This is a genomic window from Mesorhizobium onobrychidis, assembly GCF_024707545.1.
GTDB classification, from domain to species: Bacteria; Pseudomonadota; Alphaproteobacteria; order Rhizobiales; family Rhizobiaceae; genus Mesorhizobium; species Mesorhizobium onobrychidis.
Map to the genome: position 1 here is coordinate 1,358,691 of NZ_CP062229.1, position 23,565 is coordinate 1,382,255.

The 23,565-nt window shown below is 61.1% G+C and carries 25 protein-coding genes, 1 tRNA gene and 1 pseudogene; 19 read left to right on the forward strand and 8 right to left on the reverse strand.

From position 1 onward, the window contains the following. The first annotated feature begins 234 nt into the window (after positions 1-234). From IHQ72_RS06600 to IHQ72_RS06615, 4 genes are all read left to right on the forward strand, one after another. On the forward strand, positions 235-507 hold the full coding sequence (locus IHQ72_RS06600; RefSeq protein WP_023797069.1) for a DUF4164 domain-containing protein: 273 nt from the start codon (positions 235-237) through the stop codon (positions 505-507). A gap of 20 nt (positions 508-527) precedes the next feature. Then, positions 528-893 (forward strand): cell division protein ZapA, encoded by a 366-nt coding sequence (locus tag IHQ72_RS06605; RefSeq protein WP_258121695.1) that lies wholly within the window; start codon positions 528-530, stop codon positions 891-893. Between the two features lie 175 nt (positions 894-1,068). Further along, the gene (locus IHQ72_RS06610; protein ID WP_258121696.1) at positions 1,069-1,728 is read left to right on the forward strand and encodes a peroxiredoxin; all 660 of its coding nucleotides are present in this window, start codon (positions 1,069-1,071) and stop codon (positions 1,726-1,728) included. 150 nt (positions 1,729-1,878) lie between these two features. Next, positions 1,879-2,751, forward strand: a complete 873-nt coding sequence (locus tag IHQ72_RS06615) for an MBL fold metallo-hydrolase (RefSeq protein WP_258121697.1) — start codon at positions 1,879-1,881, stop codon at positions 2,749-2,751. A gap of 236 nt (positions 2,752-2,987) precedes the next feature. Here IHQ72_RS06615 and IHQ72_RS06620 read toward each other — a convergent pair whose 3' ends face one another. Next, positions 2,988-3,395, reverse strand: coding sequence for a hypothetical protein (locus IHQ72_RS06620; RefSeq protein WP_258121698.1), 408 nt, complete (start codon positions 3,393-3,395; stop codon positions 2,988-2,990). A gap of 302 nt (positions 3,396-3,697) precedes the next feature. Here IHQ72_RS06620 and IHQ72_RS06625 point away from each other — a divergent pair. Beyond that, positions 3,698-3,787, forward strand: a pseudogene (locus IHQ72_RS06625) (DUF2274 domain-containing protein); the annotation flags it as partial. A 103-nt stretch (positions 3,788-3,890) separates the two neighbouring features. On the opposite strand, the gene rpoH reads toward IHQ72_RS06625, so the two are convergent. Continuing rightward, a complete protein-coding gene (gene rpoH / locus IHQ72_RS06630) occupies positions 3,891-4,802 on the reverse strand; it encodes an RNA polymerase sigma factor RpoH (protein WP_029348727.1) in 912 nt (303 codons plus the stop codon). Between the two features lie 207 nt (positions 4,803-5,009). After that, positions 5,010-6,095, reverse strand: a complete 1,086-nt coding sequence (locus IHQ72_RS06635) for an RluA family pseudouridine synthase (protein ID WP_258121700.1) — start codon at positions 6,093-6,095, stop codon at positions 5,010-5,012. Between the two features lie 26 nt (positions 6,096-6,121). Here IHQ72_RS06635 and IHQ72_RS06640 point away from each other — a divergent pair, with 26 nt between their 5' ends. From IHQ72_RS06640 to IHQ72_RS06650, 3 genes are all read left to right on the forward strand, one after another. Continuing rightward, positions 6,122-6,517 (forward strand): fimbrial protein, encoded by a 396-nt coding sequence (locus tag IHQ72_RS06640; RefSeq protein WP_258121701.1) that lies wholly within the window; start codon positions 6,122-6,124, stop codon positions 6,515-6,517. Beyond that, positions 6,514-6,921 (forward strand): VOC family protein, encoded by a 408-nt coding sequence (locus IHQ72_RS06645; protein ID WP_258121702.1) that lies wholly within the window; start codon positions 6,514-6,516, stop codon positions 6,919-6,921. The genes IHQ72_RS06640 and IHQ72_RS06645 overlap by 4 nt, the downstream gene beginning before the upstream one ends. Positions 6,922-7,011: 90 nt before the next feature. Then, positions 7,012-7,086, forward strand: a tRNA-Glu gene (locus tag IHQ72_RS06650). 171 nt (positions 7,087-7,257) lie between these two features. On the opposite strand, the gene IHQ72_RS06655 is transcribed toward IHQ72_RS06650, so the two are convergent. After that, positions 7,258-7,581 carry a hypothetical protein gene (locus IHQ72_RS06655; protein WP_258121703.1) on the reverse strand — a complete coding sequence of 108 codons (324 nt, stop codon included), beginning with the start codon at positions 7,579-7,581 and terminating at the stop codon, positions 7,258-7,260. 385 nt (positions 7,582-7,966) lie between these two features. Here IHQ72_RS06655 and IHQ72_RS06660 point away from each other — a divergent pair, with 385 nt between their 5' ends. From IHQ72_RS06660 to IHQ72_RS06670, 3 genes are all read left to right on the forward strand, one after another. Further along, positions 7,967-8,455 carry a hypothetical protein gene (locus tag IHQ72_RS06660; protein WP_258121704.1) on the forward strand — a complete coding sequence of 163 codons (489 nt, stop codon included), beginning with the start codon at positions 7,967-7,969 and terminating at the stop codon, positions 8,453-8,455. Positions 8,456-8,682: 227 nt separating this feature from the next. Further along, entirely contained in the window at positions 8,683-9,264 is a 582-nt protein-coding gene (locus tag IHQ72_RS06665; RefSeq protein WP_258121705.1) for a VOC family protein, read from the forward strand. Between the two features lie 28 nt (positions 9,265-9,292). Further along, a complete protein-coding gene (locus tag IHQ72_RS06670) occupies positions 9,293-10,183 on the forward strand; it encodes a glutathione S-transferase family protein (RefSeq protein WP_258121706.1) in 891 nt (296 codons plus the stop codon). A gap of 86 nt (positions 10,184-10,269) precedes the next feature. On the opposite strand, the gene IHQ72_RS06675 is transcribed toward IHQ72_RS06670, so the two are convergent. From IHQ72_RS06675 to IHQ72_RS06685, 3 genes are all read right to left on the reverse strand, one after another. Then, on the reverse strand, positions 10,270-11,154 hold the full coding sequence (locus tag IHQ72_RS06675) for a hypothetical protein (RefSeq protein WP_258121708.1): 885 nt from the start codon (positions 11,152-11,154) through the stop codon (positions 10,270-10,272). Positions 11,155-11,567: 413 nt separating this feature from the next. Beyond that, positions 11,568-11,804 (reverse strand): hypothetical protein, encoded by a 237-nt coding sequence (locus IHQ72_RS06680; protein ID WP_258121709.1) that lies wholly within the window; start codon positions 11,802-11,804, stop codon positions 11,568-11,570. A 289-nt stretch (positions 11,805-12,093) separates the two neighbouring features. Continuing rightward, positions 12,094-12,576, reverse strand: a complete 483-nt coding sequence (locus IHQ72_RS06685) for a hypothetical protein (protein WP_258121711.1) — start codon at positions 12,574-12,576, stop codon at positions 12,094-12,096. 88 nt (positions 12,577-12,664) lie between these two features. Between IHQ72_RS06685 and IHQ72_RS06690 the strand changes: the two genes are divergently transcribed. The 7 genes from IHQ72_RS06690 to phoB all read left to right on the forward strand — a co-directional run bounded on the left by IHQ72_RS06690 (position 12,665) and on the right by phoB (position 20,717). Continuing rightward, on the forward strand, positions 12,665-13,744 hold the full coding sequence (locus IHQ72_RS06690; protein ID WP_258116586.1) for an IS630 family transposase: 1,080 nt from the start codon (positions 12,665-12,667) through the stop codon (positions 13,742-13,744). Between the two features lie 573 nt (positions 13,745-14,317). Then, positions 14,318-15,322, forward strand: coding sequence for a PstS family phosphate ABC transporter substrate-binding protein (locus IHQ72_RS06695; protein ID WP_258121712.1), 1,005 nt, complete (start codon positions 14,318-14,320; stop codon positions 15,320-15,322). 120 nt (positions 15,323-15,442) lie between these two features. Continuing rightward, positions 15,443-16,831, forward strand: a complete 1,389-nt coding sequence (pstC, locus tag IHQ72_RS06700; RefSeq protein ID WP_258121713.1) for a phosphate ABC transporter permease subunit PstC — start codon at positions 15,443-15,445, stop codon at positions 16,829-16,831. Beyond that, entirely contained in the window at positions 16,824-18,437 is a 1,614-nt protein-coding gene (gene pstA / locus IHQ72_RS06705) for a phosphate ABC transporter permease PstA (protein WP_258121714.1), read from the forward strand. The genes pstC and pstA overlap by 8 nt, the downstream gene beginning before the upstream one ends. Before the next feature lie 12 nt (positions 18,438-18,449). Next, positions 18,450-19,265 carry a phosphate ABC transporter ATP-binding protein PstB gene (pstB, locus tag IHQ72_RS06710; RefSeq protein ID WP_258121715.1) on the forward strand — a complete coding sequence of 272 codons (816 nt, stop codon included), beginning with the start codon at positions 18,450-18,452 and terminating at the stop codon, positions 19,263-19,265. A gap of 38 nt (positions 19,266-19,303) precedes the next feature. Continuing rightward, complete coding sequence (gene phoU, locus IHQ72_RS06715) at positions 19,304-20,011, forward strand: phosphate signaling complex protein PhoU (protein ID WP_029348715.1); 708 nt, start codon at positions 19,304-19,306, stop codon at positions 20,009-20,011. Between the two features lie 16 nt (positions 20,012-20,027). Next, entirely contained in the window at positions 20,028-20,717 is a 690-nt protein-coding gene (gene phoB / locus IHQ72_RS06720) for a phosphate regulon transcriptional regulator PhoB (protein WP_023822590.1), read from the forward strand. A gap of 207 nt (positions 20,718-20,924) precedes the next feature. Here the strand turns inward: phoB and IHQ72_RS06725 are convergent, their stop codons facing one another. Continuing rightward, a complete protein-coding gene (locus IHQ72_RS06725) occupies positions 20,925-22,172 on the reverse strand; it encodes an ROK family protein (RefSeq protein WP_258121716.1) in 1,248 nt (415 codons plus the stop codon). A 268-nt stretch (positions 22,173-22,440) separates the two neighbouring features. Between IHQ72_RS06725 and xylF the strand changes: the two genes are divergently transcribed. After that, positions 22,441-23,484, forward strand: coding sequence for a D-xylose ABC transporter substrate-binding protein (gene xylF / locus IHQ72_RS06730; protein WP_258121717.1), 1,044 nt, complete (start codon positions 22,441-22,443; stop codon positions 23,482-23,484). Positions 23,485-23,565 lie beyond the last annotated feature (81 nt).

Genomic DNA, 23,565 nt, shown 5'->3' on the forward strand with positions numbered 1-23,565 from the left:
GGCTTTTTAGTCAACAAACCGGCGCGCTTTTGCCGATCTTGTTAGTCAATAAACCGGCGCTTTTGCCGGTCCTGTGATGGTGCCAGAAGGGCCTTGGGGGCTCTACATTAGCGTTAGCAGGGGACAGTCGCGAGAGCTTTGTTGACGTTGGCTTCACACGGCGGGTAATGTTTCAGACATAACGCGTTCTGAACGTGGATGATTCGGTGATGGGCAGGGCGCAGGACGAAAGCCATGACCGGGGAAACGACACTCAAAGAAGTCATCGCCAGGCTGGGTAAGGCCATCGAGGGGCTGGAAAATGCCGTCGCGGCCAAGCTCGAGCACGAGCGCGACTATACGGAAGCCGAGGCGGAGGTGCAGCGCATGAACGCCGACCGCTCGCGGCTGGCGCAGGAACTCGACAATTCCGAAGCGCGCGCCGAACGGCTGGAAGACGCCAACAAGGAAGTGTCGCGTCGGCTGGTGACCGCCATGGAAACCATCCGCGCCGTGTTGGACAGGTAGGGGCTGGACAGGTAAGGCCAATGGCACAAGTCACGGTTTCCATCGACGGCAAGCAGTATCGCATGGCTTGCGACGAGGGCCAGGAAGAACATCTGATCGACCTTGCCGAGCGCTTCGACCGCTATGTCTCGCATCTGAAGGATTCGTTCGGCGAGATCGGCGACCAGCGGTTGACGGTGATGGCCGGCATCATGGTCATGGACGAGCTTTCGGAATTGCAAAAACGCGTCAAGGGCATGGAAAGCGAAGTGCTGACGCTGCGCAAGACGCGTGACGACGCGCTGACCAAGGCCGATAAGAACGATACCGTGCTGACCCATGCGCTTGGCGCGCTCGCCCAGCGCATGGAAGATCTGGCGACGACGCTGGCGGTGAACAAGGCCTGAGCCAGCGCAGCGGAAATTCCTGCTGCCTTTGCCGAGAAGCAATGAAAATATTTTCGCAGCCGGCCTTGATGCCGGCGCAACAGGCGTTTGAAGGATGACGCCGGAGTGGTAGAAAGGCAAAAGCAGCGCCGGTCAATGCCGGCTGCAATCTGCACTCACAGGGTAGGGACACGTCATGAGCCTCCGTATCAACGATACCGCGCCGGATTTCACGGCCGAAACCACGCAAGGGACGATCAGCTTCCACGACTGGATCGGTGACGGCTGGGCGGTGCTTTTCAGCCATCCGAAGAATTTCACGCCGGTCTGCACGACCGAACTCGGCACGATGGCCGGCCTGGAAGGCGAGTTCAAGAAGCGCAACGTCAAGATCATCGGCATTTCCGTCGACCCGGTCGAAAGCCATGGCAAATGGCAGGATGATATCAAGAAGGCGACCGGCCAATCGGTGAACTATCCGCTGATCGGCGACAAGGATCTCAAGGTCGCCAAGCTTTACGAGATGCTGCCGGCGGGTGCCGGCGAAACCTCGGAAGGGCGCACGCCCGCAGACAACGCGACGGTGCGTTCGGTCTACGTCATCGGCCCCGACAAGAAGATCAAGCTGGTTCTCACCTATCCGATGACCACCGGCCGCAACTTCGATGAGATCCTGCGCGCGATCGATTCCATACAGTTGACCGCCAAGCACCAGGTGGCGACGCCGGCGAACTGGAAGCAGGGCGAAGACGTCATCATCACCGCCGCTGTTTCCAATGAGGACGCGATCAAGCGTTTCGGCGCCTACGAGACGATCCTGCCGTATCTCCGGAAGACCAAGCAGCCCTCCGCCTGAGCGGCCAGGGCGGCACGGAAGGATTTTCGGCCTTTTTGCTTCGGCGAAGCATGGGGTGCTTGACGGCGTGGCGCTGGCGAATGACCATGCTCTTCTTTTACCCCGGCAGGGAAAACCATTCCTGCCGGGTGGGAGTTGAGGGAGCCGGGATTGGACGCGACATCGGCCAAGCTGCAGGTGGCAGGCTTTTACGACAAGCCGAGCGGGTCCATCCAGTATGTCGTTGCCGACCCGCAGACGCGACGATGCGCAATCATCGATCCGGTCCTAGATTTCGACGAGAAGTCCGGCGCCACTGCGACGAAAAATGCCGACGCCCTGCTCGATTTCATCAGGGAAAACGGGCTGGAGGTCGAGTGGATCCTCGATACGCACCCGCATGCCGACCATTTCTCGGCAGCACACTATCTCGGCACGAAGACAGGAGCGCCCACCGCGATCGGCGAGAAGGTGGTCGGCGTCCAGAAATTGTGGAAGGCGATCTACAACTGGCCGGATTTCCCTGCCGACGGCTCGCAATGGGACAAGCTATTCGCGGCCGGCGAGGTCTTTTCGGTTGGCAACATTCCAGCAAGAGTGCTTTTTTCGCCAGGCCACACGCTGGCCTCGATCACCTATGTGATCGGTGACGCCGCCTTCATCCATGATACGCTGTTCATGCCGGACAGCGGCACGGCGAGAGCGGATTTTCCCGGCGGCAGTGCCGCGCGGCTCTGGCGCTCGATCCAGGATATCCTCGCGCTGCCGGACGAGACACGTCTGTTCGTCGGTCATGACTACCAGACGGAAGGGCGCGAACCCCTGTGGGAGAGCACGGTCGCGGAACAGAAATCCAAGAACGCCCATGTTGCCGCCTGCAGGACAGAGGCCGATTTCGTGGCGTTGCGCGAGGCACGTGACAGAACGCTGCCGATGCCGAGGCTGATCCTGCACGCGCTGCAGGTCAACATGAATGGCGGGCGCCTGCCGGAACCGGAAGCCAACGGCCGCCGCTATCTGAAGTTTCCGCTCGATTGCCTTTGATGAGAGGGGTCGCTGGCACTACAACTCTATTGCAAACTCGGCGCCGCCCCTCATCGCCCTGCCGGGCACTTCTCCCCGTATAGTGACGGGGAGAAGGATGCTTTCGCTGACGATTTAGCCAATTTTCGACGTTGCAAGAGTGCCGGCGGTGCGATCTGCCTCTTCTCCCGTCACTATACGGGGAGAAGGTGGCGGGAGCCGGATGAGGAGCGGCGCAGACGCCAGCTAGTCTAGCTTCACGGTTTTGTTCGACGGGCTAAATGTTCATACGTGATTTGCCAAGGGTCGCTCTCGGAAGATCTTTCCTCGCCGATCCAATGGAAGCTGTTGGCAGTGATCTCAGTGAAACGCCATCGAGTTTTCAGACCGCGCGAGTCAGTGCCGAGCTGGACAATGTCCTTACCCTCGGCCCGCCCGATCTGGCGCGAGTGATCTCGGTTGAGCGGGTCGTTCCATATGATCTGCCAGCCATCGATCCCAGGATCGAAGATGCGCAAAGTCGTGCCATACATCGTGGACGGCGCAGGGCGCTTGGGCCGGATCCAAACGTCCTGAATCGCGCGGCCTTCGAGCACCCAGCCGAAATGGCATTCTCCATTCCACTTCTGGATTGTGCCGTCGTCGAGGTAGTGGACCGTGTCCATTTCCCAGCTTCCAATTAGCCATCCATAAAGGTCCATGTCTTTCGCTCGGTCGGCTGGGGGACCTTCGGATCCGAGAGCGGTGAGAAACGAAGAAATCGTCATCGTCATACTGCCTTTGGTTTCCAAACAGGCGAGCTCAACTGCCCAGCGCAGCCGCGGCGCTCATTGTCGCGGCCGCCTGCGGCAAGCGCCGCCTTGTGGAATTTCGCGACGGAAGCCCGTGTCGGCGCCGGAACATTGCCGCCACAATTTGCAGCGTTGCGGTTTCCAGGGCTTGGGGAAAATTGCTATAATGCCGCCATGAGCCGGCCAGGCTGATCACACCGATGATTGAGCGGTTTATGGCGACGGATCGGGCGTTCGCGAAGGCGCGGCGGAACCGGCAACCCTAGCTGGAATATGGCACCAAGCGACAGTTCTTCCGGCAGTCCGAGGACCCATAAAAAGGCGGCGCCAGTTGCCTGACGCCGCCGTTATTTGTTTCCGTCGGAAGCTTTACGCCGCCGGCTGCGCCTCGATGGTGCGCAGCGCCTGCATCTGGCGCTTGGCCGCGGCCTTGACCGCGTCCTGCACCTTCTCGAAGGCGCGCACCTCGATCTGGCGCACGCGCTCGCGGCTGATGTCGAACTCGGCCGACAGCTCTTCCAGCGTCAGCGGCTCCTCGGCCAGGCGGCGCGCCTCGAAGATGCGCCGCTCGCGCTCATTGAGCACGGCCAGAGCGCCCGACAGCATGCCGCGCCGGTTTTCCAGCTCGTCCTGCTCGATCAGCGCCTCTTCCTGGCTTTCGTGGTCGTCGACGAGCCAGTCCTGCCATTCACCGGATTCACCTTCGCTCGCCCGGATCGGTGCGTTGAGCGAGGCGTCGCCCGACAGGCGGCGGTTCATCGACACCACCTCCGCTTCGGACACGTTGAGGCGGGTGGCGATCTCGGTGATCTGGTCGGGCTTCAAATCGCCGTCGTCGAGCGCCTGGATCTTACCCTTCACCTTGCGCAGGTTGAAGAACAGGCGCTTCTGGTTGGCGGTCGTGCCCATCTTGACCAGGCTCCAGGAGCGCAGGATGTATTCCTGGATCGAGGCCTTGATCCACCACATGGCGTAGGTGGCTAGCCGGAAGCCGCGCTCCGGTTCGAATTTCTTGACGGCCTGCATCAGGCCGACATTGCCTTCTGAGATCACCTCGCCGATCGGCAGGCCGTAGCCGCGATAGCCCATGGCAATCTTGGCGACGAGCCGAAGGTGGCTGGTGACGAGCTTGTGCGCAGCCGTGGTGTCCTCATGCTCGGCGTAACGCTTGGCGAGCATGTACTCTTCCTGCGGCTGAAGCATCGGAAAGCGACGGATTTCTTCCAGGTAGCGGCTGAGGCCGCCTTCGCCGGAAACGATACTGGGTAATGACTGGGCCATGATAGCGCCCCTCTCTCTTGGAGTGGTGCCCCCGAAACGTGGCGGGCATATATCGCGAACGCCAAAGGCTCGTTCGCGACAACCGGTGTATATAGGAACAAAACCAGAAAGGACAGCATTGGTTCAACACGAAACAGTGTGTCACGCCAAAGTGAACAACGCCGGTCAGGTTTTTGCCGATCAGGTTTTGAATGGATGGAGGGCGGTTTAGAGTTTGCGAAAGCCGTCGACGAGTTCCTCCATATCCCTCGTTATAGGCGCCTCGAACCTCATCGTTAAATGGGTAGTCGGATGCCGAAATTCAAGCAGGCGGGCATGCAATGCCTGTCGCGGAAATGCCTTCACCCGGCCTTTCAGCGGCTCGGGCAGCCGGTTCGCCTTGGTGCGAAAGGCCTGGCCGTAATCGGGATCGCCGACGACCGGATGGCCGATATGAGCCATATGGACGCGGATCTGATGGGTGCGGCCGGTCTCGAGCCGGCATTCGACCAGGCTTGCCGTGGCAAATTCCTTTTGCTGCTCGCCAAAGCGCTCGACCACGGTGAAATGGGTGACGGCGTGGCGGGCATCGTCGCGGCCCTCCGGCACCACGGCGCGACGCACGCGGTCGGCGGCGCGGCCGAGCGGCTCGTCGACCGTGCCTGTCGGTCTCGTCGGTATGCCCCAGACCAGCGCCAGGTAGGCGCGTTTGAGATCGCCGGTCAGGCCATGGTCGGCAAAGGCCTCCGACAATGACTTGTGGGCGCGATCGGTCTTGGCGACGACCATGACGCCGCTGGTCTCCTTGTCAAGGCGGTGGACGATGCCCGGCCGCCGCACACCGCCGATGCCGGAAAGACTGTCGCCGCAATGGTGGATCAGCGCGTTGACCAGCGTGCCGGTCCAGTTGCCGGCGCCGGGATGGACGACCAGCCCCGGGGGCTTGTTGATGACGATCAATTCATTGTCTTCATAGAGGACGTCGAGCGCGATGTTCTCGCCTTGCGGCTCCGCCGGCTCCGGCTCCGGCATGTCGACCGATACGCGGTCACCGGCCGCCATCTTGCGCTTGGTCTCGTTGACCGGTTGGCCGCCGACCTTGACGGCGCCCTGTCTGATCAGCATCTGCACCCGGCTGCGCGACATGTCCGGGCCGAGCTTGCCCGCCAGCCATTGGTCGAGGCGCTGGCCGGCCGCATCGGGACCCGCTTCCAGCGCGATCGGTGCACCGTCTGGCGATCCGCCCTCCATCAATCCATCCCCTGTCAATCCATCCTCTATCAATATGGGGGCCTCTTCGTTATGAGCGCTCATCGAAAATCGTTCCGGAATGTTTTGCCATGGCTGCTGCCGACGAAGACGAGGAAAAGCCGCTCGACCCCGAAGTTGAAAAAGTGCGCAAGAAGCTCGTCCGCTTCGTCGCCATCAATCTCGGCCTGCTGTTCCTCGCCCTTATGGTGGTGATCGCGGCCCTTGTCTACAAAACGCGCACAGCGCCGCCGCCAGCGGGCTCGCCGCCCAATAGTCCATCCCTGGCCGGCGACATCCAGGTGCCGGCCGGCGAGCCGCTGACCGGCGACATCGTGCTGCCGGTCGGCGCCAAGGTGATGAGCCAGTCACTCTCCGGCAACCGCGTCTCCATCGATGCGGAGCTTGCCGACGGCAGCCGCGCCATCTTTGTCTACGACACCACTGAGCGGCGGATCATTGGCCGGTTTTCGATCCGCAACAAATGACTGGTTTCGCCGAAAATCGCCGCGTCGCCACCGTCGCGCTCGTCGTCAGAAACGATGACGAGGCGATCTCCTGGTATGTCGACAGGTTGGGCTTTTTGCTCACCGAGGACGTCGATCTTGGCGGCGGCAAACGCTGGGTTACGGTGGCGCCGGCGAACGGACAAGGCGCGAGGCTGCTGCTGGCCGAAGCGGCGGACGATATGCAAGCAAGCAGCATCGGCAACCAGACCGGCGGCCGCGTCTTTTTGTTCCTCGAAACCGACGATTTTGTCCGCGACCACGCGGCAATGCTCGAAAAGGGCGTCGAATTCCGAGAGGCGCCCCGCCACGAGGCCTATGCCACTGTGGCGGTTTTCGCCGATCTCCACGGAAATCTCTGGGACCTGATCGAACCAAAACGATAGGATTGCAACGGATATTTTCCCGGCACCATCGACTGTCCGAAGCCCAGTTGCTTTTTCCCAGCCGTCAGCCTATATCGCCGGTTCTTGAACGCGCCCATCGTCTAGCGGTCAGGACACCGCCCTCTCACGGCGGGAACAGGGGTTCGATTCCCCTTGGGCGTACCACTTAACTTACTGAAATAATTATATAATTTTTCGAGATGGTCACGGACCGTTTCGATGGAACAAATATCCAACCAAATATATAAATCGAGCGTGGCGCGCAGCTTTGATAGGGAATCAGGCCGATCCCAAGTCAACAGCCACTTTGGGTGGAAAGCGGAACATCAAGTCCGTTCATCCCGGAATGGGGGTACGAAATCCGTGCATATCACAAAGTGTTTTCGCGATGTCATCGACCTTTGGATTTTTATCCAAGGCCATTATCTGCATGGTTCCGTTGCGATTTTCGGCGAAAAATAGAACCGCCGACGAAAAAATTCCTCCGTCCGTTAACCCGCAGAGATAAATGGTGCCGCTTTCTCCAATACGAGCTTGGGCGATCCATACGATCGGACTAGCCTCGATCACGAGGTGCCGTTGGATAGCGAGCTTCAACGGAGGCAGATCATCCAAGGTGGTAGGGTGCGGCGTCGTGTGTTCTGCCGCATAGGTTGGCAAAGCGGACCCCGAGCATGCCACGACAACGACCGTTACTGGGAGTAAAGAAAGACGCATCATTAGCCACCAGTACCTTGCAAAGGAGGAGCTCCCTCAGCCTGAAGACGGATGCACCGAGCGTAGCACATGCCTCCCCTGCCGCTATTCCCACCACACACGTTTGCAGGAGCATGGCCGCGATGCGCAACCCGCGCGGACATTCCACGCACATCGCCGATAACCCTGACATTTGCCTTGACCGTCTATTGTTTGCGTCAATGTTGCTACGGCGGCTAGAGGATGCGGGCCGACGGTAGCTGCGGTCTAGCGTTATGCTACGCAAAGTCACTATTGAATACTATAATCGCCTGCGACAGAATTGGAGCGTCTTAATCGGAGATGGCCCATGGAATATGTGTCGATCCCATTCCCGCGCGATCTCTACAATCTCATCGTCCTGCGATCCGGTGGGAAGCTGGACCCTGCGAACCTTGCCACAGAACAGGTGGAACAGTTCATCGAGCGAACCCGCGACGAGGCCCTTGTCTGGACTGAGCAGGGCGTCGCCCAGTTTGCGAAAGAGGAGGCCGAGAAGAGCCAGGACTTCGGCGACCCGTCACGCGGCCATCAGTGGAGCTTCGTCTTTCTGCCTAATGGCACCGAGCTCCGTATGAAGTACCTAGGCAAAAAGCAGTATGCCACGATCAAGTCAGAAAACGTCGTTAGCGGCACGACCATCTTCTCTTCGGTATCGCAATGGGTCAGAAGCGTCGCGCGCGGCACCTCGAGGAACGCATGGCATGACGTCTGGATCCGTTTTCCAACAGAGACCGAGTTCCGCTACAGCGACACCGTCAGGGAAGCGAAGCGGAAGGACCTTATCCGGAAGTTTTAGAGCCTGCTTATATCCTGTACCTCAGCGCCCGAACTTGAATTCAACGTTGCTGGCGTGGATACGGCGCTTCTGGCGCAGCGCCGCCGATTGAATTAGCATTGCGTCATGAACCTTGCGCCAAAGGCGCAAGGTGGCGCCCGCGCGGTCGGCGCCATGGAAAGCGTCAATTGCAGCGAATGCGGGTCCGACTCGTCCAGAAGAGGCGAGGGGATCGAAGGGAGGAACCGATGCAGAAATTGCAATCGCAGGGCGTCCATCATATCACGCTGGTCGGCGCCGGGCGCCAGACTTCGATCGACTTCTGGGAAGGCGTGCTTGGCATGCCTTTCATCTTCGAGCAGCCCAACCTCGACAAGGCCAGCGAAAGCCACCTCTATTTCGATCCGGGCGACGGCCGGCTGATCACCATCTTCACCGACGAGAGCCGCACGCCGGTCATGCGGCGCACGCCGACAGATGCGGGCTGCGTCCATCACATCGCCTTTGCGGTGTCGCGCGTCACCTTCCTGCAGGCGGTCGCCCGGCTCGACGAGCGCGCCATCAAGCACAGCGGCGTTAAGGATCGCGGCTTTATGGATTCGATCTATTTCGAGGATCCGCTCGGCCTGCTGATCGAACTCGCTTCCTACCGTTTCGAGCCGCCGGCGGGCTTCACCCATGCCGACGTGCTGATGCAAGCGCACAAGCTTCGCGTCTCGCGCGGCGACTACGCAATCGCCGAAGTGCATCTTGCTGACGCAATTCAGGCGCTGGTCGAGCGCTCCCGCGCGACTTTGTCGGAGGACCGCGCGCCGAAAAATCCATACTGACGACAGCCAACCCCGAGGGAGGACCACAATGGCCAAGACGACAACGAAGAGTGCGAAGAAGCCGGCCGCCAAGGCCGCCACGAAACCGGCTGCCAAGGCCGCGACAAAGCCTGCCGCCAGCGCGTCCAAAGCTTCCGCCAAGTCGACAGTGAAAGCCGCCACAAAACCTGCGGGCAAGGCCTCCGCGAAGTCCGCGCGAAAGGCCGTAGCGAAGTCAGCGAAAAAACCGGCGCTGACGCTCAGCATGCTGAAGCCGAGCGTCAACAATATGAGCGTACGGGTGTTTGCGCGCGCGGCCGGGCTCGACCATTCCGAGACCGACGTATGGGGCCACACGCGCTCGCCCGAATATATGGCGCGAAACCCAGCCCATCTGACGCCGATGATCGAGGATAAGGGCCTGCCGCGAGGCGTCTTGTGGGAAAGCTGCGCCATCATGCAGTATCTCGCCAACAAGCATGGGCTGGAGAAATTATATCCCAAGGCGCCCGCCAAGCGGGCAATGATCGACAGCGCCATGTTCTACCTGATCGGAACGCTCTACCCCTATGTGGCGCGCGCCACCTATCCTGCGCTGAACTTCCCGCAATATGCCGGCGAGGTCGGTCACAGCGACGCCCATCCCGACAGGAAATCGGAAGCCCAGAAGGCCGCGGCGGCCGCGATTGCCGAACCGCTGGAGGTCTTTCACAGCTTCTTCAGGAACGGCAAGCCGTTCATCGGCGGCAAGAACCCATCGATCGCCGACATCCGCCTGGCGGCGACGCTCGAATTCCTCGCCGTCATCGACTACGCGCTGCCGCAATGGGCAAAGGAGTACATGGCGGCGATCGAGAAAAAGCTCGGCAAGGCCTATGCCGAGCCGGCCGCCGACGTGCGCGGCTATATCGCCTATGTGAAGTCGCAGGCTGCGGCGTGAGGCTTTCGCTCCCCGGTTGACTTCCCAGGCCGACTTAAACCGAGGCCGAAGGCCCGCCGCGGCGTGATTGATGTTGCGCTTGTCGTTCAGGGACCGAACATCACAAGCTCGGTGAACGTCAGATCTCCAAGCGAGGGTGGTCTGGGACCCCTAAAGTATTTCAGGCCCCTGTTGGGGCGGTACCACCCGAACAGGCCTGCAATCGGCTCCTTGGCGTCGACGACGCAAAGCAGGATGCCGCTTCGCAGGAGAAAGCGCCCCATGGCAGCGGCGCACCGGCTCAAATCCGCGAGAGAGCGGCAATAGACGACCTGATAGGATGGGATAAGACCGCGCAATATTCGGCGCGGCATCAACACGAAAGGAAACGCCACTCCGTCGCAAATGCAAATCAACGACAGGCAGCCCAGCGCGGCGTGTTCCGAGAGTATGTATCTCTCACTGTCGGGCAGCATCGCCATTTCCGCAAGATCGGGACGAGCTTCGAGCACACGACATGACCGCTGCACCGAGCTAAAAGCCGGCAAGAAGGCAAATTGTCCGCTGGAAAAGAGGCGAAAGCCGAGCGCCAAGTTGTGCTTTAATGTCGCGGGCGCCGGCGAAACGTTCGTGTAGGTCACGTCTCTTTGCTTGAGAACCGCCGCAATCAGCTTGATGGCATAGGGGCGGAATTCTGCGTCGACGGACCAGCTTGAAAGGTTGCAGCGGGTCTCGTCGCCTTCCTGCCGGCGATAACGGGTATAAAGGGTCAGCACAACGCCGACGATCCGACCAGCCTTCTCCAAAGCAAAGCCGTATTTTTGGAATTCGGCGACGGCAGGCCGCTGCGACAAACGGGTCAGCGCCTGTATCCAGTAACGCCGGTCACGCTCCGGAAAGCCCCTGCACAGGCAGTCGACCACTCCTTCCCAATCAGCTTCACGAATTGGTCGACAGCGAACGTCCGGTGGGAGAGCGCCAAGTACGGCCATAAATCGACTTCCGGAATACAATATTTACTTAGATATGCCACACGCCAACATGTTGGTGCACATCGATTAATAGTCCGTGCCGCTTTTAAAAACGACTTTCCGCATTCCTCACGAAAACACAGATCGGATTGGCCAAGACGCATCGACGGGCTTCTTCCCGTCAGCTAAGGAATCGTTAACCAAAGCCCTGTCTACTGATCGGCAATTCACCTCCAACCCGTGACCACGGATGTACTGGCGCGGTCGAGGTGGAAAGGAAAGGTCGGCCATGTGCCCGCCTTTTGCTTTCAAGGGATATTGTTCCCGGGAAACTGCGGCCTGACTTCGCAATTGTCGTCGGGCATCTAGCCTTTGCAAAACATCAGGGTGGCGTCATCTCAAGCGATTGGATCCGAATCCCGGTTCACGAGATGTCAGTGTTGCCCGCGTCTCGCATTGACATGGCGTGCCAATTCCGGCGTCTCAAAGACGTAGTCGTTCCACGCCGATTCCGGAATCTGACCGGCCAGATAGCATTCCAGCAAAAGACTTTGCTCAGGACTGAGAGGTCCCGGCGCGCGCTCATGATCCAGTCTCAGCGAGTGAAACAGATTTCTGGGCGAGTGAAACAGATTTCTGGTCAGGTCCGAGACGGTAAAGTGAATCGCCATTTGCGGTCTCCTTTGACTATCCACCGCATGACCTCAATATCGGGATCGATCGTTGCTACGCTGCCCTTCGGTTGGGATAGGCCCATGCGCCAAATCAAACGGCACAGCGTACTGCATCCAAACGGACGCCAGGCGCCGTAATGGCCGTTAACGCCGCAAGCAGCACAAGGTTTCAGCGTGGAGTTGGCGGTAACGCCGAATTGATCGTGGTCGCCGGATCGATCGAGCAGCCCGAAACCCACCGTTTGAGGACGGATATTTTGGCTGCCGTCGTTTGAATGCCGGCCGGCTATTCGCAGACCATGCGGACCCGTTTTCCGGGTTGGCTGACGTTCCTGCAGGTGAGCGGTTTTGCCGGTTCGGATGACGGCGTCGGCGGAGCTTTGGAAATCCTGGTGATTTGCCTTCTCGGCGCCACGGGGGCGTTGATTCTGCGGGCCGCCGCGCCGTTCGGCGTTTCGGGCGCCGCAGGAAAGACATCGGTCTGCAGCAGCTGCGGCTGTTCGGCTTGCGCCTGCTGCGGCGGCCTGTCCCAGAACCGCCGGACATCGAGCGGCCTTGGAATGACGACGGTACCGTCGTAGCTGCGCGAGCAGCCGCTCCCCAACAGCAGCATCGGGCACAGCAAAAAAGGCAGGATCCGTCCCAACATCGGCAACACCCTTGCGGGATTTATAACGCGGCTTCGGCTCTGCCGACAACCGTCGGAATACACCGCGGGCAAGGCTAGCGCATGACCCGGAGAATCGGAATCGATTTCGCTGGGGATCATGCGCAAAATCAAAGTGCCGCAATGTCCCTAGTGTTCCGTCTCTAACGAAAGGATTCCCTTTAGCTCTCTGATGTGCGAGTCAGAGGGCATGTCAACTGAATCGGGCATCCGGTTGTCTCCTGAGGATCGGGCGACGCTGGAAGGTTGGGTGGCGGACCGCAACTCGCCACAGAAATGGGTTTGGCGGGCGCGGATCGTGCTGATGTGGGCGGACGGCGACGGCGTCACCGCGATTGTACGGGCGACCGGCAAAACCAAGCGAACCGCCTATCGCTGGCGTGATCGTTACGTTGCGTGCGGCATTGAGGGGCTGAAGCGGGATGCCAGCCGGCCGAGCCGCAAGCCGCCGCTTTCGGCCGAGGTGATCAAGCGTGTGGTGGATATGACGCTGCATCAGAAGCCGCCGGCGAGCACCCATTGGTCGGTGCGCAAGCTCGCCAAGGTGGTGGGGCTCAGCCCGTCGAGCGTGCAGCGCATCTGGGCAGCGCACGGGCTGAAGCCGCATCTGATCAAAAAATTCAAGCTGTCCAATGACAAGGCGTTCGTCGAGAAGGTCCAGGACGTCGTCGGCCTTTATCTCAACCCGCCGGACAAAGCCCTGGTGCTTTGCGTCGACGAGAAGAGCCAAATCCAGGCGCTCGACCGCACGCAGCCGGGGCTGCCCATCAAGAAGGGGCGGGCCGGCACGATGACCCATGACTACAAGCGCAACGGCACCACGACACTGTTTGCCGCCCTCGACGTGGCCACCGGCAAGGTCATCGGCGAATGCATGCCGCGACACCGCCACCAGGAGTTCCTGCGCTTCCTGCGCACGATCGATCGCAACACGCCCAAGCACTTCGCCCTGGATTTGGTGGTCGACAACTACGCCACCCACAAGCATCCCAAGGTCAAAGCCTGGCTTGCCCGGCATAAGCGCTTCCGCCTCCACTTCACGCCGACCTCTGGCTCCTGGCTGAACCAGGTCGAGCGCTTCTTCGGGCTCATCACCGACGACGCCATCCGCCGCGGCGTCTTCCGCAGCGTGACCGACCTGACGATCGCGATCGAGGCCTACCTGGAGCATCACAATGCCGACCCCAAACCCTTCATCTGGGCCGCCAAGGCTGCTGACATCCTTGAAAAGGTCGCACGAGGGCGTCGAGTGTTAGAGTCACAACACTAGCGCATCCGAAAGAACGCGCCGCGCTGTGGCTCGGCGCGGACGGAAAATCCAGCGCAACGCGGGATTGGCATCAGCGTCAGGCTGTAGAGCTCAGCCGAGATTCGGCGACGTTGTTGCGGATAAGACTATGGTGCGATCGCACCATACCAAAGCGTGCGTCCGGTTGGGACAATAAGCGCATTCGAGTTCCGCTCCTCCAGTTACGGGCGGGAGCAGCGACCGCCGGCAAGAAGCAGGGTCAGATTTACCCCAACGGACCTGTTTCGGCGATGGCGCGGCCATGACCTCCTTTGGCCGCATGCAACGCGCTCCCGCCCGGATTTTCTTTTTCGGCGCCAATTGTCTCGCCTGTCGAGGGCAAATGCCGGCCGGAAATCGCGCAAGCTGCTGATTCCAGCGGCAAACCACGGCTGTGCCGGCGAGACCCGCGGCGCTTCCATTTCGACACGGCACTGCGGCGTTACCGGGCTGACATCAAACTGTCATGTGACTGTAATAATCGGGGGCTATTGGCCTCAGCGGGCGCCGCAGGAATGGCGCCGACAGACCATTTTCCGAACAGGAGCAGGCCACATGAAGAAATTCCTCCTTACGGCGTCGGCCGCGGCGCTTGCGCTCGCCGCGTCGGCTGGTTATGCCGCCGCGCGCGACCAGATTCAAATCGTCGGTTCGTCCACAGTGTTCCCCTTCACGACGGCTGTCGCCGAAAAGCTCGGCCAGGGCGGAAAGATCAAGACCCCGGTCGTCGAATCGACTGGCACCGGCGGCGGCATGAAGCTGTTTTGCCAGGGCGTCGGCGAAAATACCGCTGACTTCACCAATGCCTCGCGCGCCATCAAGGACAGCGAACTTGAAACCTGCAAGGCAAACGGCGTGACGCCGGTCGAGATCAAGGTCGGCTTCGACGGCATCGTACTGGCCAACTCGAAGGCAGGGGCTGTCGTTGATCTGACCAAGGAACAGGTTTTCAAGGCGCTCGCCAAGAACGTCGCTGTTGACGGCAAGGTCGTCCCCAATCCCTACAAGAACTGGTCGGATGTCGACGCGTCGCTTCCCGCGACAAAGATCGAGGTGCTTGGCCCACCGCCCACGTCTGGCACGCGCGATGCGTTCGTTGAACTCGTCATGGATGCGGCCTGCCAGGAAGAAGTGAAGGCGGCTAATGAAAAGGGCTGCGGCGAGATCCGCGAGGACGGCGCTTTTGTCGAGGCCGGCGAAAACGACAATCTGATCGTCCAGAAGCTGGAAGCCAACCCCAATGCCTTCGGCATCTTTGGTTTCTCGTTCCTTGACCAGAACGCCGACAAGCTGCAGGGCCACAAGGTCGACGGCGTCGAGCCGACCTTCGAGAACATCGCATCCGGCGATTACGGCGTTTCCCGCTCGCTCTATGTCTATGCCAAGAAAGAGCATGTCGGCGTCATCCCCGGCATGCAGGAGTTCATCGCCGAGTACACCTCGGAGGGTGCATGGGGTCCTGATGGTTATCTGGCCGACAAGGGCCTGATCCCGCTTCCGGACGCCGAGCGCGCCAAGTGGGCCGAAAACGCCAAGGCCCTGAAGGGCATGGGCTCTTGATGTTTCGGGGTCCGGGCGTATATCCGCTCTGACCCCTCATGCTCTAAAAGCCCAAAGCGCGGGACCAAAGGTCCCGTGCTTTGAGCCGGTGAATGACCGGCGGTCGAGGGGACGTCCTGAATGGTCGGTTATCTCGTTGTTCTACTGTTAGTTCTGGCCGCTGCGGCCTATTGGATCGGCCGGACACGCGCAATTGCCAGTGTCAATGGCGACGTCGCGCGATTGCATTCGCTGCCTGGCCAACATGGCATGTTTCTGACGCTTTTTGCTGCCGGTCCCGCGCTGCTTGCGATCGTGTTGTGGTCGCTGGTGACGCCGGGAATTGAATCGTCGATCATTGCCGACCGCTTCGCCTCCGAGTTGTCGGGAATGGGCGTTCCGCAGGTCGAAGCTTTCATCCGTGACGCTCGCGCGATGGCCTTTGGCGGGCTTGTCGGCTTCGCCGATCCGACGAAAGAGGCAGCCGCGGCCGTCTACAAATCGATCCATACGACCAGCACCTGGATCATCTGGGCCGTCGCGCTCGTGCTTTCCGCGTCCGGATTTTACTGGGCCTATTCGCGCATCGCCCGAGCCTACCGGGCGCGCCACGTGGTCGAGCGCGTTCTTCGCGCATTCTTGATCGCCTGTTCGGTGGTCGCAATCCTGACGACGATCGGTATCGTCCTGTCGCTTATCTTCGAATCCCTGCGGTTCTTCCAACAGGTGCCGTTCTATAAGTTCCTGTTCGGCACGCACTGGTCGCCGCAGAGCGCCTTCACCGGTGCGGGGACGGAAGCCGGGGCGGTCAACCAGGACATTTTTGGCGCGGTGCCGCTCTTTGCCGGCACGTTGCTCATCACCTTCATCGCTATGCTGGTGGCCGCACCTATCGGGCTGATGGCTGCGATCTACCTTTCGGATTACGCCTCCAAAAGCGTCCGCGCGGTGGCAAAGCCGGTACTGGAAATCCTCGCCGGCATTCCGACCGTCGTCTACGGCTTCTTCGCCGCGCTGACGGTTGCGCCCTACTTCCGCGGTATGGGCGAAAGCCTGGGCCTCAGCGTCGCGTCCGAATCCGCGCTCGCCGCAGGCGTGGTCATGGGTATCATGATCATTCCCTTCGTTTCCTCGCTTTCCGATGATGTGATCAATGCCGTTCCGCAATCCCTGCGAGACGGTTCCGCCGGCCTCGGCGCGACCAAGTCGGAAACCATCCGCAAGGTGGTGCTTCCTGCTGCCCTTCCGGGCATCGTTTCGGCGATGCTGCTCGCCGTCAGCCGCGCAATCGGCGAAACAATGATCGTGGTCATGGCGGCGGGGCTGGCGGCAAACCTCACGGCCAACCCGCTCGAAGCGGTCACGACAGTGACCGTGCAGATCGTGACGCTGCTTGTGGGCGATCAGGAGTTCGATAGCGCCAAGACGCTTGCAGCCTTCGCACTCGGCCTGGTGCTGTTCTGCATCACGCTTACCCTCAACATCGTCGCTTTGCGCGTCGTCCAGAAATACCGAGAGCAATATGACTGATGCGATCGCGTCATTCGGCGCCGGCGGACGGCCGGTCAGCATTCATACCGACGATGCCGCGAAGGTGCGGCTGAAGGGTCGTTACCGCACGGAAACATGGTTCAAATGGCTAGGCGCCGCAGCCGTCGCGTTGGCCGGCTTATTCCTTGTGCTGCTCCTGTCGACGATCGTCACGCAGGCGATCCCGGCGCTGCGGCAGAACTATCTGACGCTGCCGATCGATCTTTCGGCGGCCAAGGTCGACCCGGCGAAACTCGACGCCGCCAACTACGACGCCATCGCTCAGGAAGCGCTTACGGCAAAATTTCCTGATGTGACGAGCCGTCAGGACAAGCGCCTGCTGCGCGGACTGATTTCCACCGGCACAGGCGTCTTCCTGCGCAAAGATATTGCGGCTGATCCGGGGATGCTCGGAGGAACGGTGGACTATGCGGTTCCACTTGACGATTTTGCCGACCTTTATCTCAAGGGGTTGCTTGCCGACGTCGGTTCGGACGAAGCGATTTCGACAAGCGTCACGCCTTCGGAAACCAGCGGCGACATCGATCTTACCTTCGGCGACGACGCCATGCTGACGCTGGCGCGTGGCCATGGTGCGACCGAGGGCGAAAACGGTATGCTCACGCTGACGAGCGGCGCATCGTCGCTGCTGGTCGCGTTCAATGGCGGTACGGTCAAGCTGACCGCGCTGTCGCCTGGGGCCAACGGGACGGCGGTCGCAAAGGGCACGGTGATCGAGGCGCTGGACAGCACGGCGCCCGCAGCGAGCGGCCAGGCATTCCTGCGCGTCATCGACACGCCGGAAGCATCGCGAAAGATTTCCGACAAGATGATCGTCTGGCTCGACACGCTGAAGAGCGCCGGCCTGATCGAAAGCCGGTTCAACTCGATCTTCTTCTTCACCGGCGCAAGCCGCGAGCCGGAACTGGCCGGTGTCTGGGGCGCGGTCGTCGGATCGTTCCTGACCATGATCGTTACGCTCGCCATCGCCTTCCCGATCGGCGTTTCGGCGGCGATCTATCTTGAGGAATTTGCCCCCAAGAACCGGCTGACGACGATCATCGAAGTGAATATCAACAATCTGGCGGCGGTGCCTTCGATCGTCTTCGGCCTGCTTGGACTTGCCGTATTCCTGAATTTCTTCGGCATGCCGCGCTCAGCCCCGGTGGTCGGCGGCATGGTGCTGGCGCTGATGACCCTGCCGATCATCATTATCGCCTCGCGCGCTTCGTTGCGCGCCGTGCCACCGTCGATCCGGGAGGCGGCGCTTGGCATCGGAGCGTCCAAGGTCCAGACCGTATTCCATCACGTCCTGCCGCTGGCGATGCCGGGTATCATGACCGGCACCATCCTCGGAATGGCGCATGCGCTGGGTGAAACCGCGCCGCTGCTGATGATCGGCATGGTCGCCTTCATCGTCGACATTCCCGGCGGCTTCACCGATCCCGCGACGATCCTGCCGGTGCAGATATTCATGTGGGCCGATTTCCCGGAAGCCGGGTTCCAGCAGAAGACTTCGGCGGCGATTTTGATTTTGCTGCTGTTTTTGGTCATCATGAATGCCATCGCGGTGATACTGCGCAGGCGCTTCGAGCGGCGCTGGTAAGGAGTAGAGGATATGAACATCATGACGGAAGCCGGCGTCGAACAGAAACTGAGTAGCGGAACCAACGCCCCTTCGATCAAGATGAAGGGCGACAAGGTCTCTGTTCATTACGGCGAGAAGCGAGCTCTGTTCGACGTGGATCTCGATGTCCGCGAGAACCAGGTGACGGCGTTGATCGGCCCATCGGGCTGTGGCAAGTCGACCTTCCTGCGTTGCCTGAACCGAATGAACGACACCATCGATATCGCGCGAGTGAGCGGCAAGATCACACTCGACGGCGAGGATGTCTACGACCCGAAAATCGATGTCGTCGAGCTGCGAGCTCGCGTCGGCATGGTATTCCAGAAGCCGAACCCGTTTCCCAAGTCGATCTATGAAAACGTCGCTTACGGTCCGCGCATTCACGGCCTCGCCAGGAGCAAGGCCGAGTTGGACGGCATCGTTGAATCGAGCCTGAAGAACGCCGGTCTGTTCAACGAGGTCAAGGATCGCCTGCTCGAGTCGGGCACCGGTCTCTCCGGCGGACAGCAGCAGCGCCTGTGCATCGCGCGCGCCATCGCCGTGTCGCCGGAAGTGATCCTGATGGACGAGCCCTGTTCGGCGCTCGATCCGATCGCCACCGCCCGCGTCGAGGAACTGATTGACGAACTGCGCCAGAACTACACGATCGTCATCGTCACTCATTCGATGCAGCAGGCAGCGCGCGTGTCGCAACGCACGGCGATGTTCCATCTCGGCTATCTGGTCGAGGAGGGCGCGACCGACAAGATGTTCACCAACCCCGACGACAAGCGCACCCAGGACTACATCACCGGCCGGTTCGGCTGAGCGGTCCGGCGGCGAATTTCGAACACGAGGACAGTATCATGGGTGAACACACCGTCGCGTCTTTCGACGAGGAACTGGAGCACATCGACAGGCTGATCCGCGATATGGACGAGCTCGCCGCCGCGATGGTCGCAGCCTCGATCCGCGCGTTGCTTGCATCAGACAATGCGATGGCGCAGCGCGTCGTCTCGGACGACGCCATCATGGATGCCCGGCAGCGCGAACTCGACGATAGTGCGATCACGCTGATCGCCAAGCGGCAGCCGATGGCGCAAGATCTGCGCGCAGTGGTTGGCGCAATCCGCATGGCCGGCGATCTCGAGCGCATCGGCGACCTGGCCAAGAACATAGCCAAGCGGGTCAGCGCAGTCGGGCAGAGCGCCACGCCGCGTAATCTCTCGCACGGTATCGACGCGATGGCGGATCTCGTTCTTGTGCAGCTTCGCGGCGTGGTCGAGCACTATGTGTCGCGTAATGCCGGCGCGTTGAAAGAACTGCGCGCCGACGACCAGAAGATCGACGTGAAATACACGGCGGTTTTTCGCGAACTCCTGACCTACATGATGGAGGATCCGCGCAACATCACCGCCTGCACGCATCTTCTGTTCTGCGCCAAGAATCTCGAGCGTATCGGCGATCATGTCACCAACATCGCCGAAAACGCCTACTTTGTCGTGACCGGGCAGCAATTGCCGGCGGATCGCCCGAAGCTAGACGAAACGACGATGTCGGCGCCGGCGACATGACAGGAGTGACCGGCCGATGATCGCGCCGCGCATCATGGTGGTGGAGGATGAAGAGCCGCTGGGCGTCCTCCTCCGTTACAATCTGGAATCCGAAGGTTATCAGGTCGAGGTGGTGACGCGCGGCGACGAGGCCGAAATCCGGCTGCAGGAAAACGTGCCCGATCTCCTGGTGCTCGACTGGATGGTGCCGGCGGTTTCCGGCATCGAACTTTGCAGGCGCCTTCGGGTGCGTCCCGAAACTGAGCGGCTGCCGATCATCATGCTTACCGCGCGCGGTGAGGAGAGCGACCGGGTGCGCGGCCTTTCCACCGGAGCCGACGACTATCTGGTCAAGCCGTTCTCGACGCCGGAATTCATGGCCAGGGTCAAGGCGCTGCTGCGCCGCGCCAAGCCCGAAGTGCTGTCCAGCGTGCTTAAGGTCGGCGACATCGTGCTCGATCGCGAATCGCACAGGGTCTATCGCAAGAAGAGCGAGATCCGGCTCGGGCCGACCGAATTCCGGCTGCTCGAATTCATGATGCGGCACCCGGGTCGGGTCTTCTCGCGCAGCCAGTTGCTCGACAATGTCTGGGGCGAGACGATCTACATCGACGAGCGCACGGTGGACGTCCATGTCGGACGGTTGCGCAAGGCGGTCAACAATGGTCGCATGCCCGATGTCATCCGCACCATCCGCGGCGCGGGCTATGCGATCAGGGAAGACTAGGGATGTGCTGATATTCGGGTGATGCCGGCCTGCGAATGGCGATTTCCTGCGCTTCCGGTACTCACGTACCCAAAGTACGCTCCGTTCCGGTTTTCGGAACCCGCCCAGTCCGGTCGCTTCGCGCCCGTCTTCGAGCCCGGCGCGGACTGACCTGAATCTCAAGACATCCCCAAGTCGCAATCCGCCTTTGTTCCTTGCCTTTCGGACTCAGGCCACGTCCTTCCTGATCGTGCCGGACCTTCCTTGCGCGCCCGGCGCGAAAATCTCCTGGTCGACGAAGCTCAGCGCCCGCATCGCGCAGCCTTCGCGGATCAGCGGCAGCTCGTTTGGCTCGGTGTCGAAGGAAATCGAACCCGAATGCTGGCCGCCGGCGGTCTGGGCTATGGCCTCGCGCAGGGCCGGCTCGATCAGGTCGAAGGCGGCAGCGCTGGCGCCGACCATGGCGACCGGCGCCGGATCGATCAGCGCGAACAGGCTGCCGAGCCCGAAGCCGAGCGCTTCGCCGGCCTTGCGGTAGGCTTCGCGTTCCGGTCCGTCCGTCTCGCGCGCCCGGGCCGCCAGTGCCCGCATCTCGGCGTCGCTGACGTCGGCGACCGGCTCGGCGTTCTCGCTCAATTGCCTTGCGTTGCGCCAGATAGCATAGTTGCCGGCATAGGCCTCGACGCAGCCGCGCCGCCCGCAGCGACAGAGCGCGCCGCCCGGCCGATGGATCATGTGGCCGAATTCGCCGCCCGAGGAATGGGTGCCGGTGAACAGTTCGCCTTTCAGCACCAGCCCCATACCGATGCCGTGCGAGAGCAGGATGGCGATGAAATCGTCGCGGTAACGATCCGGGTCGCGCCAGCGCAGCGCCACGGCCATCATGTTGCAGTCGTTCTCCATGATGGCCGGAATGCCGAACTCGCGTTCCAGAATGTCGGCGAAGGCGATGTTCGTCTGCGGCGTGATCGGCGACCACAACATGGCGCGCGCATGGGAATCGGTGATCCCCTGGATCGCCAGCGCGATGCGGGCGACGCTTTGGACATCGAGGTCGGGGTCTTCGAGCCGGCGCCGGACAATGGCGACACATTCGTCGATCAGCTCGTCGCGCGACATGGTCAGCGTGTCCAGCCGGCGCTGTTCCTCGGCGACCACCTGTCCGGCATAATCGATGACGGCGACCGACAGGAAATTCAGCGACAACACGACGGCCAACACCGCAGCGGCTTCCGGATTGAGGCTGAGCCCGACCTGCGGCCGGCCGCGTTTCAGCGAAGTGGTCTCGCTGGCCTTGCTCTCGGTTAGGATGCCTTCTTGGATCAGGTCGGAAGAGATCGCCGATATGGTCGAATGGCTGAGGCCGGTGGTCGCGGCGATCTCGGTCCGCGACGGCTGGCCTGCGCGCCGTATGGCCGAAATCACCATCGCCCGGTTGCGCCGGCGCAAATCGTCATGACGAATTCCAACCGACATTCTTTTGCTTCCTCCCTATTGCCGCGGCCGCTCATGAATCGGAAGCCGTCGGTAATATCAGACAAATACTGGCAGAAGCAGAAGGCCCTGTCATTGTTTATTCCGAGGCTCGAAAAAATTCGGCAGGAGCATCAAAATCCATCAGAATTGATGTTGACAGCGCTTCGGCGTTGGACCAGTATTTTTTCGGGGCTCGAAAAAATAGGGCCTCTTGTGCCGGCCTTCGGGCCAGTGTGGGCGCGCCGTACGCGGCGCAGGGAGGAAAATCATGAAGAGATTCGCAGCCGCCATTCTGGCGGGGGTAGCCATGTCGCTGACGCTCGCATCGGCCGCGCAGGCCAAGGACAAGGTCATTGGCGTTTCGTGGTCGAACTTCCAGGAAGAGCGTTGGAAGACCGACGAAGCCGCCATGAGGACGGCGATCGAGGCCGCCGGCGACAAGTATATTTCCGCCGATGCACAGTCCAATCCCGGCAAGCAGCTGACCGATGTCGAGAGCCTGATCTCGCAGGGCGCCAACGCGCTGATCATCCTTGCGCAGGATGCCTCGGCCATTGGGCCGGCGGTGCAGAAAGCGCTGGACGAAGGCATTCCGGTCGTCGGCTATGACCGGCTGATCGAGAACAAGGACGTGTTCTATCTGACCTTCGACAACCAGGAAGTCGGCCGCATGCAGGCCCGTGAAGTGTTCAAGGTGGCGCCGGAAGGCAATTACGTCTTCATCAAGGGCTCGGGCGCCGATCCGAATGCCGATTTCCTGTTCGCCGGCTCGATGGAAGTGCTCAAGGATGCGATCGACAGCGGCAAGATCAAGAATGTCGGCGAGGCCTATACGGACGGCTGGCTTCCCGCCAACGCCCAGAAGAACATGGAACAGTTCCTGACCGCCAACGACAACAAGGTCGACGCGGTGGTTGCCGCCAATGACGGCACCGCCGGTGGCGTTGTCGCGGCGCTGACGGCGCAAGGCTTGGCCGGATCCGTCCCGGTGTCCGGCCAGGACGGCGACCATGCCGCGCTGAACCGCATCGCGCTCGGCACACAGACCGTCTCGGTATGGAAGGACGCGCGCGAGCTTGGCAAGAGCGCTGCCGAGATCGCCTCGCAGCTTGCCGACGGCAAGCCGATGGCCGACATTGCGGGCGTCAAGGACTTCACCACGCCGGGCGGCAATGTCGTCAAGTCGCTGTTCCTGACGCCGATTGCCATCACCAAGGACAATCTCAACGTCGTCATCGACGCCGGCTGGATCAAGAAGGAAGAGGTCTGCGCCGGCGTGGCGGCGGCGGGCACTGTCCCGGTCTGCAACTGATCCGACCTTCGCAAGAAGCCTGAAACGCCGCGGCTTCACGCCGCGGCGTTTTTTCAAAAAGAACTGTTTTTCCGCTTCTCG

Bases quoted from the DNA above. Each gene is read 5' to 3' on its own strand.
- IHQ72_RS06600 (WP_023797069.1), top strand. From the start codon at position 235: ATGACCGGGGAAACGACACTCAAAGAAGTCATCGCCAGGCTGGGTAAG.
- IHQ72_RS06605 (WP_258121695.1), top strand. From the start codon at position 528: ATGGCACAAGTCACGGTTTCCATCGACGGCAAGCAGTATCGCATGGCT.
- IHQ72_RS06610 (WP_258121696.1), top strand. From the start codon at position 1,069: ATGAGCCTCCGTATCAACGATACCGCGCCGGATTTCACGGCCGAAACC.
- IHQ72_RS06620 (WP_258121698.1), bottom strand. From the start codon at position 3,395: ATGGACACGGTCCACTACCTCGACGACGGCACAATCCAGAAGTGGAAT.
- rpoH (WP_029348727.1), bottom strand. From the start codon at position 4,802: ATGGCCCAGTCATTACCCAGTATCGTTTCCGGCGAAGGCGGCCTCAGC.
- IHQ72_RS06635 (WP_258121700.1), bottom strand. From the start codon at position 6,095: ATGAGCGCTCATAACGAAGAGGCCCCCATATTGATAGAGGATGGATTG.
- IHQ72_RS06640 (WP_258121701.1), top strand. From the start codon at position 6,122: ATGGCTGCTGCCGACGAAGACGAGGAAAAGCCGCTCGACCCCGAAGTT.
- IHQ72_RS06645 (WP_258121702.1), top strand. From the start codon at position 6,514: ATGACTGGTTTCGCCGAAAATCGCCGCGTCGCCACCGTCGCGCTCGTC.
- IHQ72_RS06660 (WP_258121704.1), top strand. From the start codon at position 7,967: ATGGAATATGTGTCGATCCCATTCCCGCGCGATCTCTACAATCTCATC.
- IHQ72_RS06665 (WP_258121705.1), top strand. From the start codon at position 8,683: ATGCAGAAATTGCAATCGCAGGGCGTCCATCATATCACGCTGGTCGGC.
- IHQ72_RS06670 (WP_258121706.1), top strand. From the start codon at position 9,293: ATGGCCAAGACGACAACGAAGAGTGCGAAGAAGCCGGCCGCCAAGGCC.
- IHQ72_RS06675 (WP_258121708.1), bottom strand. From the start codon at position 11,154: ATGGCCGTACTTGGCGCTCTCCCACCGGACGTTCGCTGTCGACCAATT.
- IHQ72_RS06680 (WP_258121709.1), bottom strand. From the start codon at position 11,804: ATGGCGATTCACTTTACCGTCTCGGACCTGACCAGAAATCTGTTTCAC.
- IHQ72_RS06685 (WP_258121711.1), bottom strand. From the start codon at position 12,576: ATGATCCCCAGCGAAATCGATTCCGATTCTCCGGGTCATGCGCTAGCC.
- IHQ72_RS06690 (WP_258116586.1), top strand. From the start codon at position 12,665: ATGTCAACTGAATCGGGCATCCGGTTGTCTCCTGAGGATCGGGCGACG.
- IHQ72_RS06695 (WP_258121712.1), top strand. From the start codon at position 14,318: ATGAAGAAATTCCTCCTTACGGCGTCGGCCGCGGCGCTTGCGCTCGCC.
- pstC (WP_258121713.1), top strand. From the start codon at position 15,443: ATGGTCGGTTATCTCGTTGTTCTACTGTTAGTTCTGGCCGCTGCGGCC.
- pstA (WP_258121714.1), top strand. From the start codon at position 16,824: ATGACTGATGCGATCGCGTCATTCGGCGCCGGCGGACGGCCGGTCAGC.
- pstB (WP_258121715.1), top strand. From the start codon at position 18,450: ATGAACATCATGACGGAAGCCGGCGTCGAACAGAAACTGAGTAGCGGA.
- phoU (WP_029348715.1), top strand. From the start codon at position 19,304: ATGGGTGAACACACCGTCGCGTCTTTCGACGAGGAACTGGAGCACATC.
- phoB (WP_023822590.1), top strand. From the start codon at position 20,028: ATGATCGCGCCGCGCATCATGGTGGTGGAGGATGAAGAGCCGCTGGGC.
- IHQ72_RS06725 (WP_258121716.1), bottom strand. From the start codon at position 22,172: ATGTCGGTTGGAATTCGTCATGACGATTTGCGCCGGCGCAACCGGGCG.
- xylF (WP_258121717.1), top strand. From the start codon at position 22,441: ATGAAGAGATTCGCAGCCGCCATTCTGGCGGGGGTAGCCATGTCGCTG.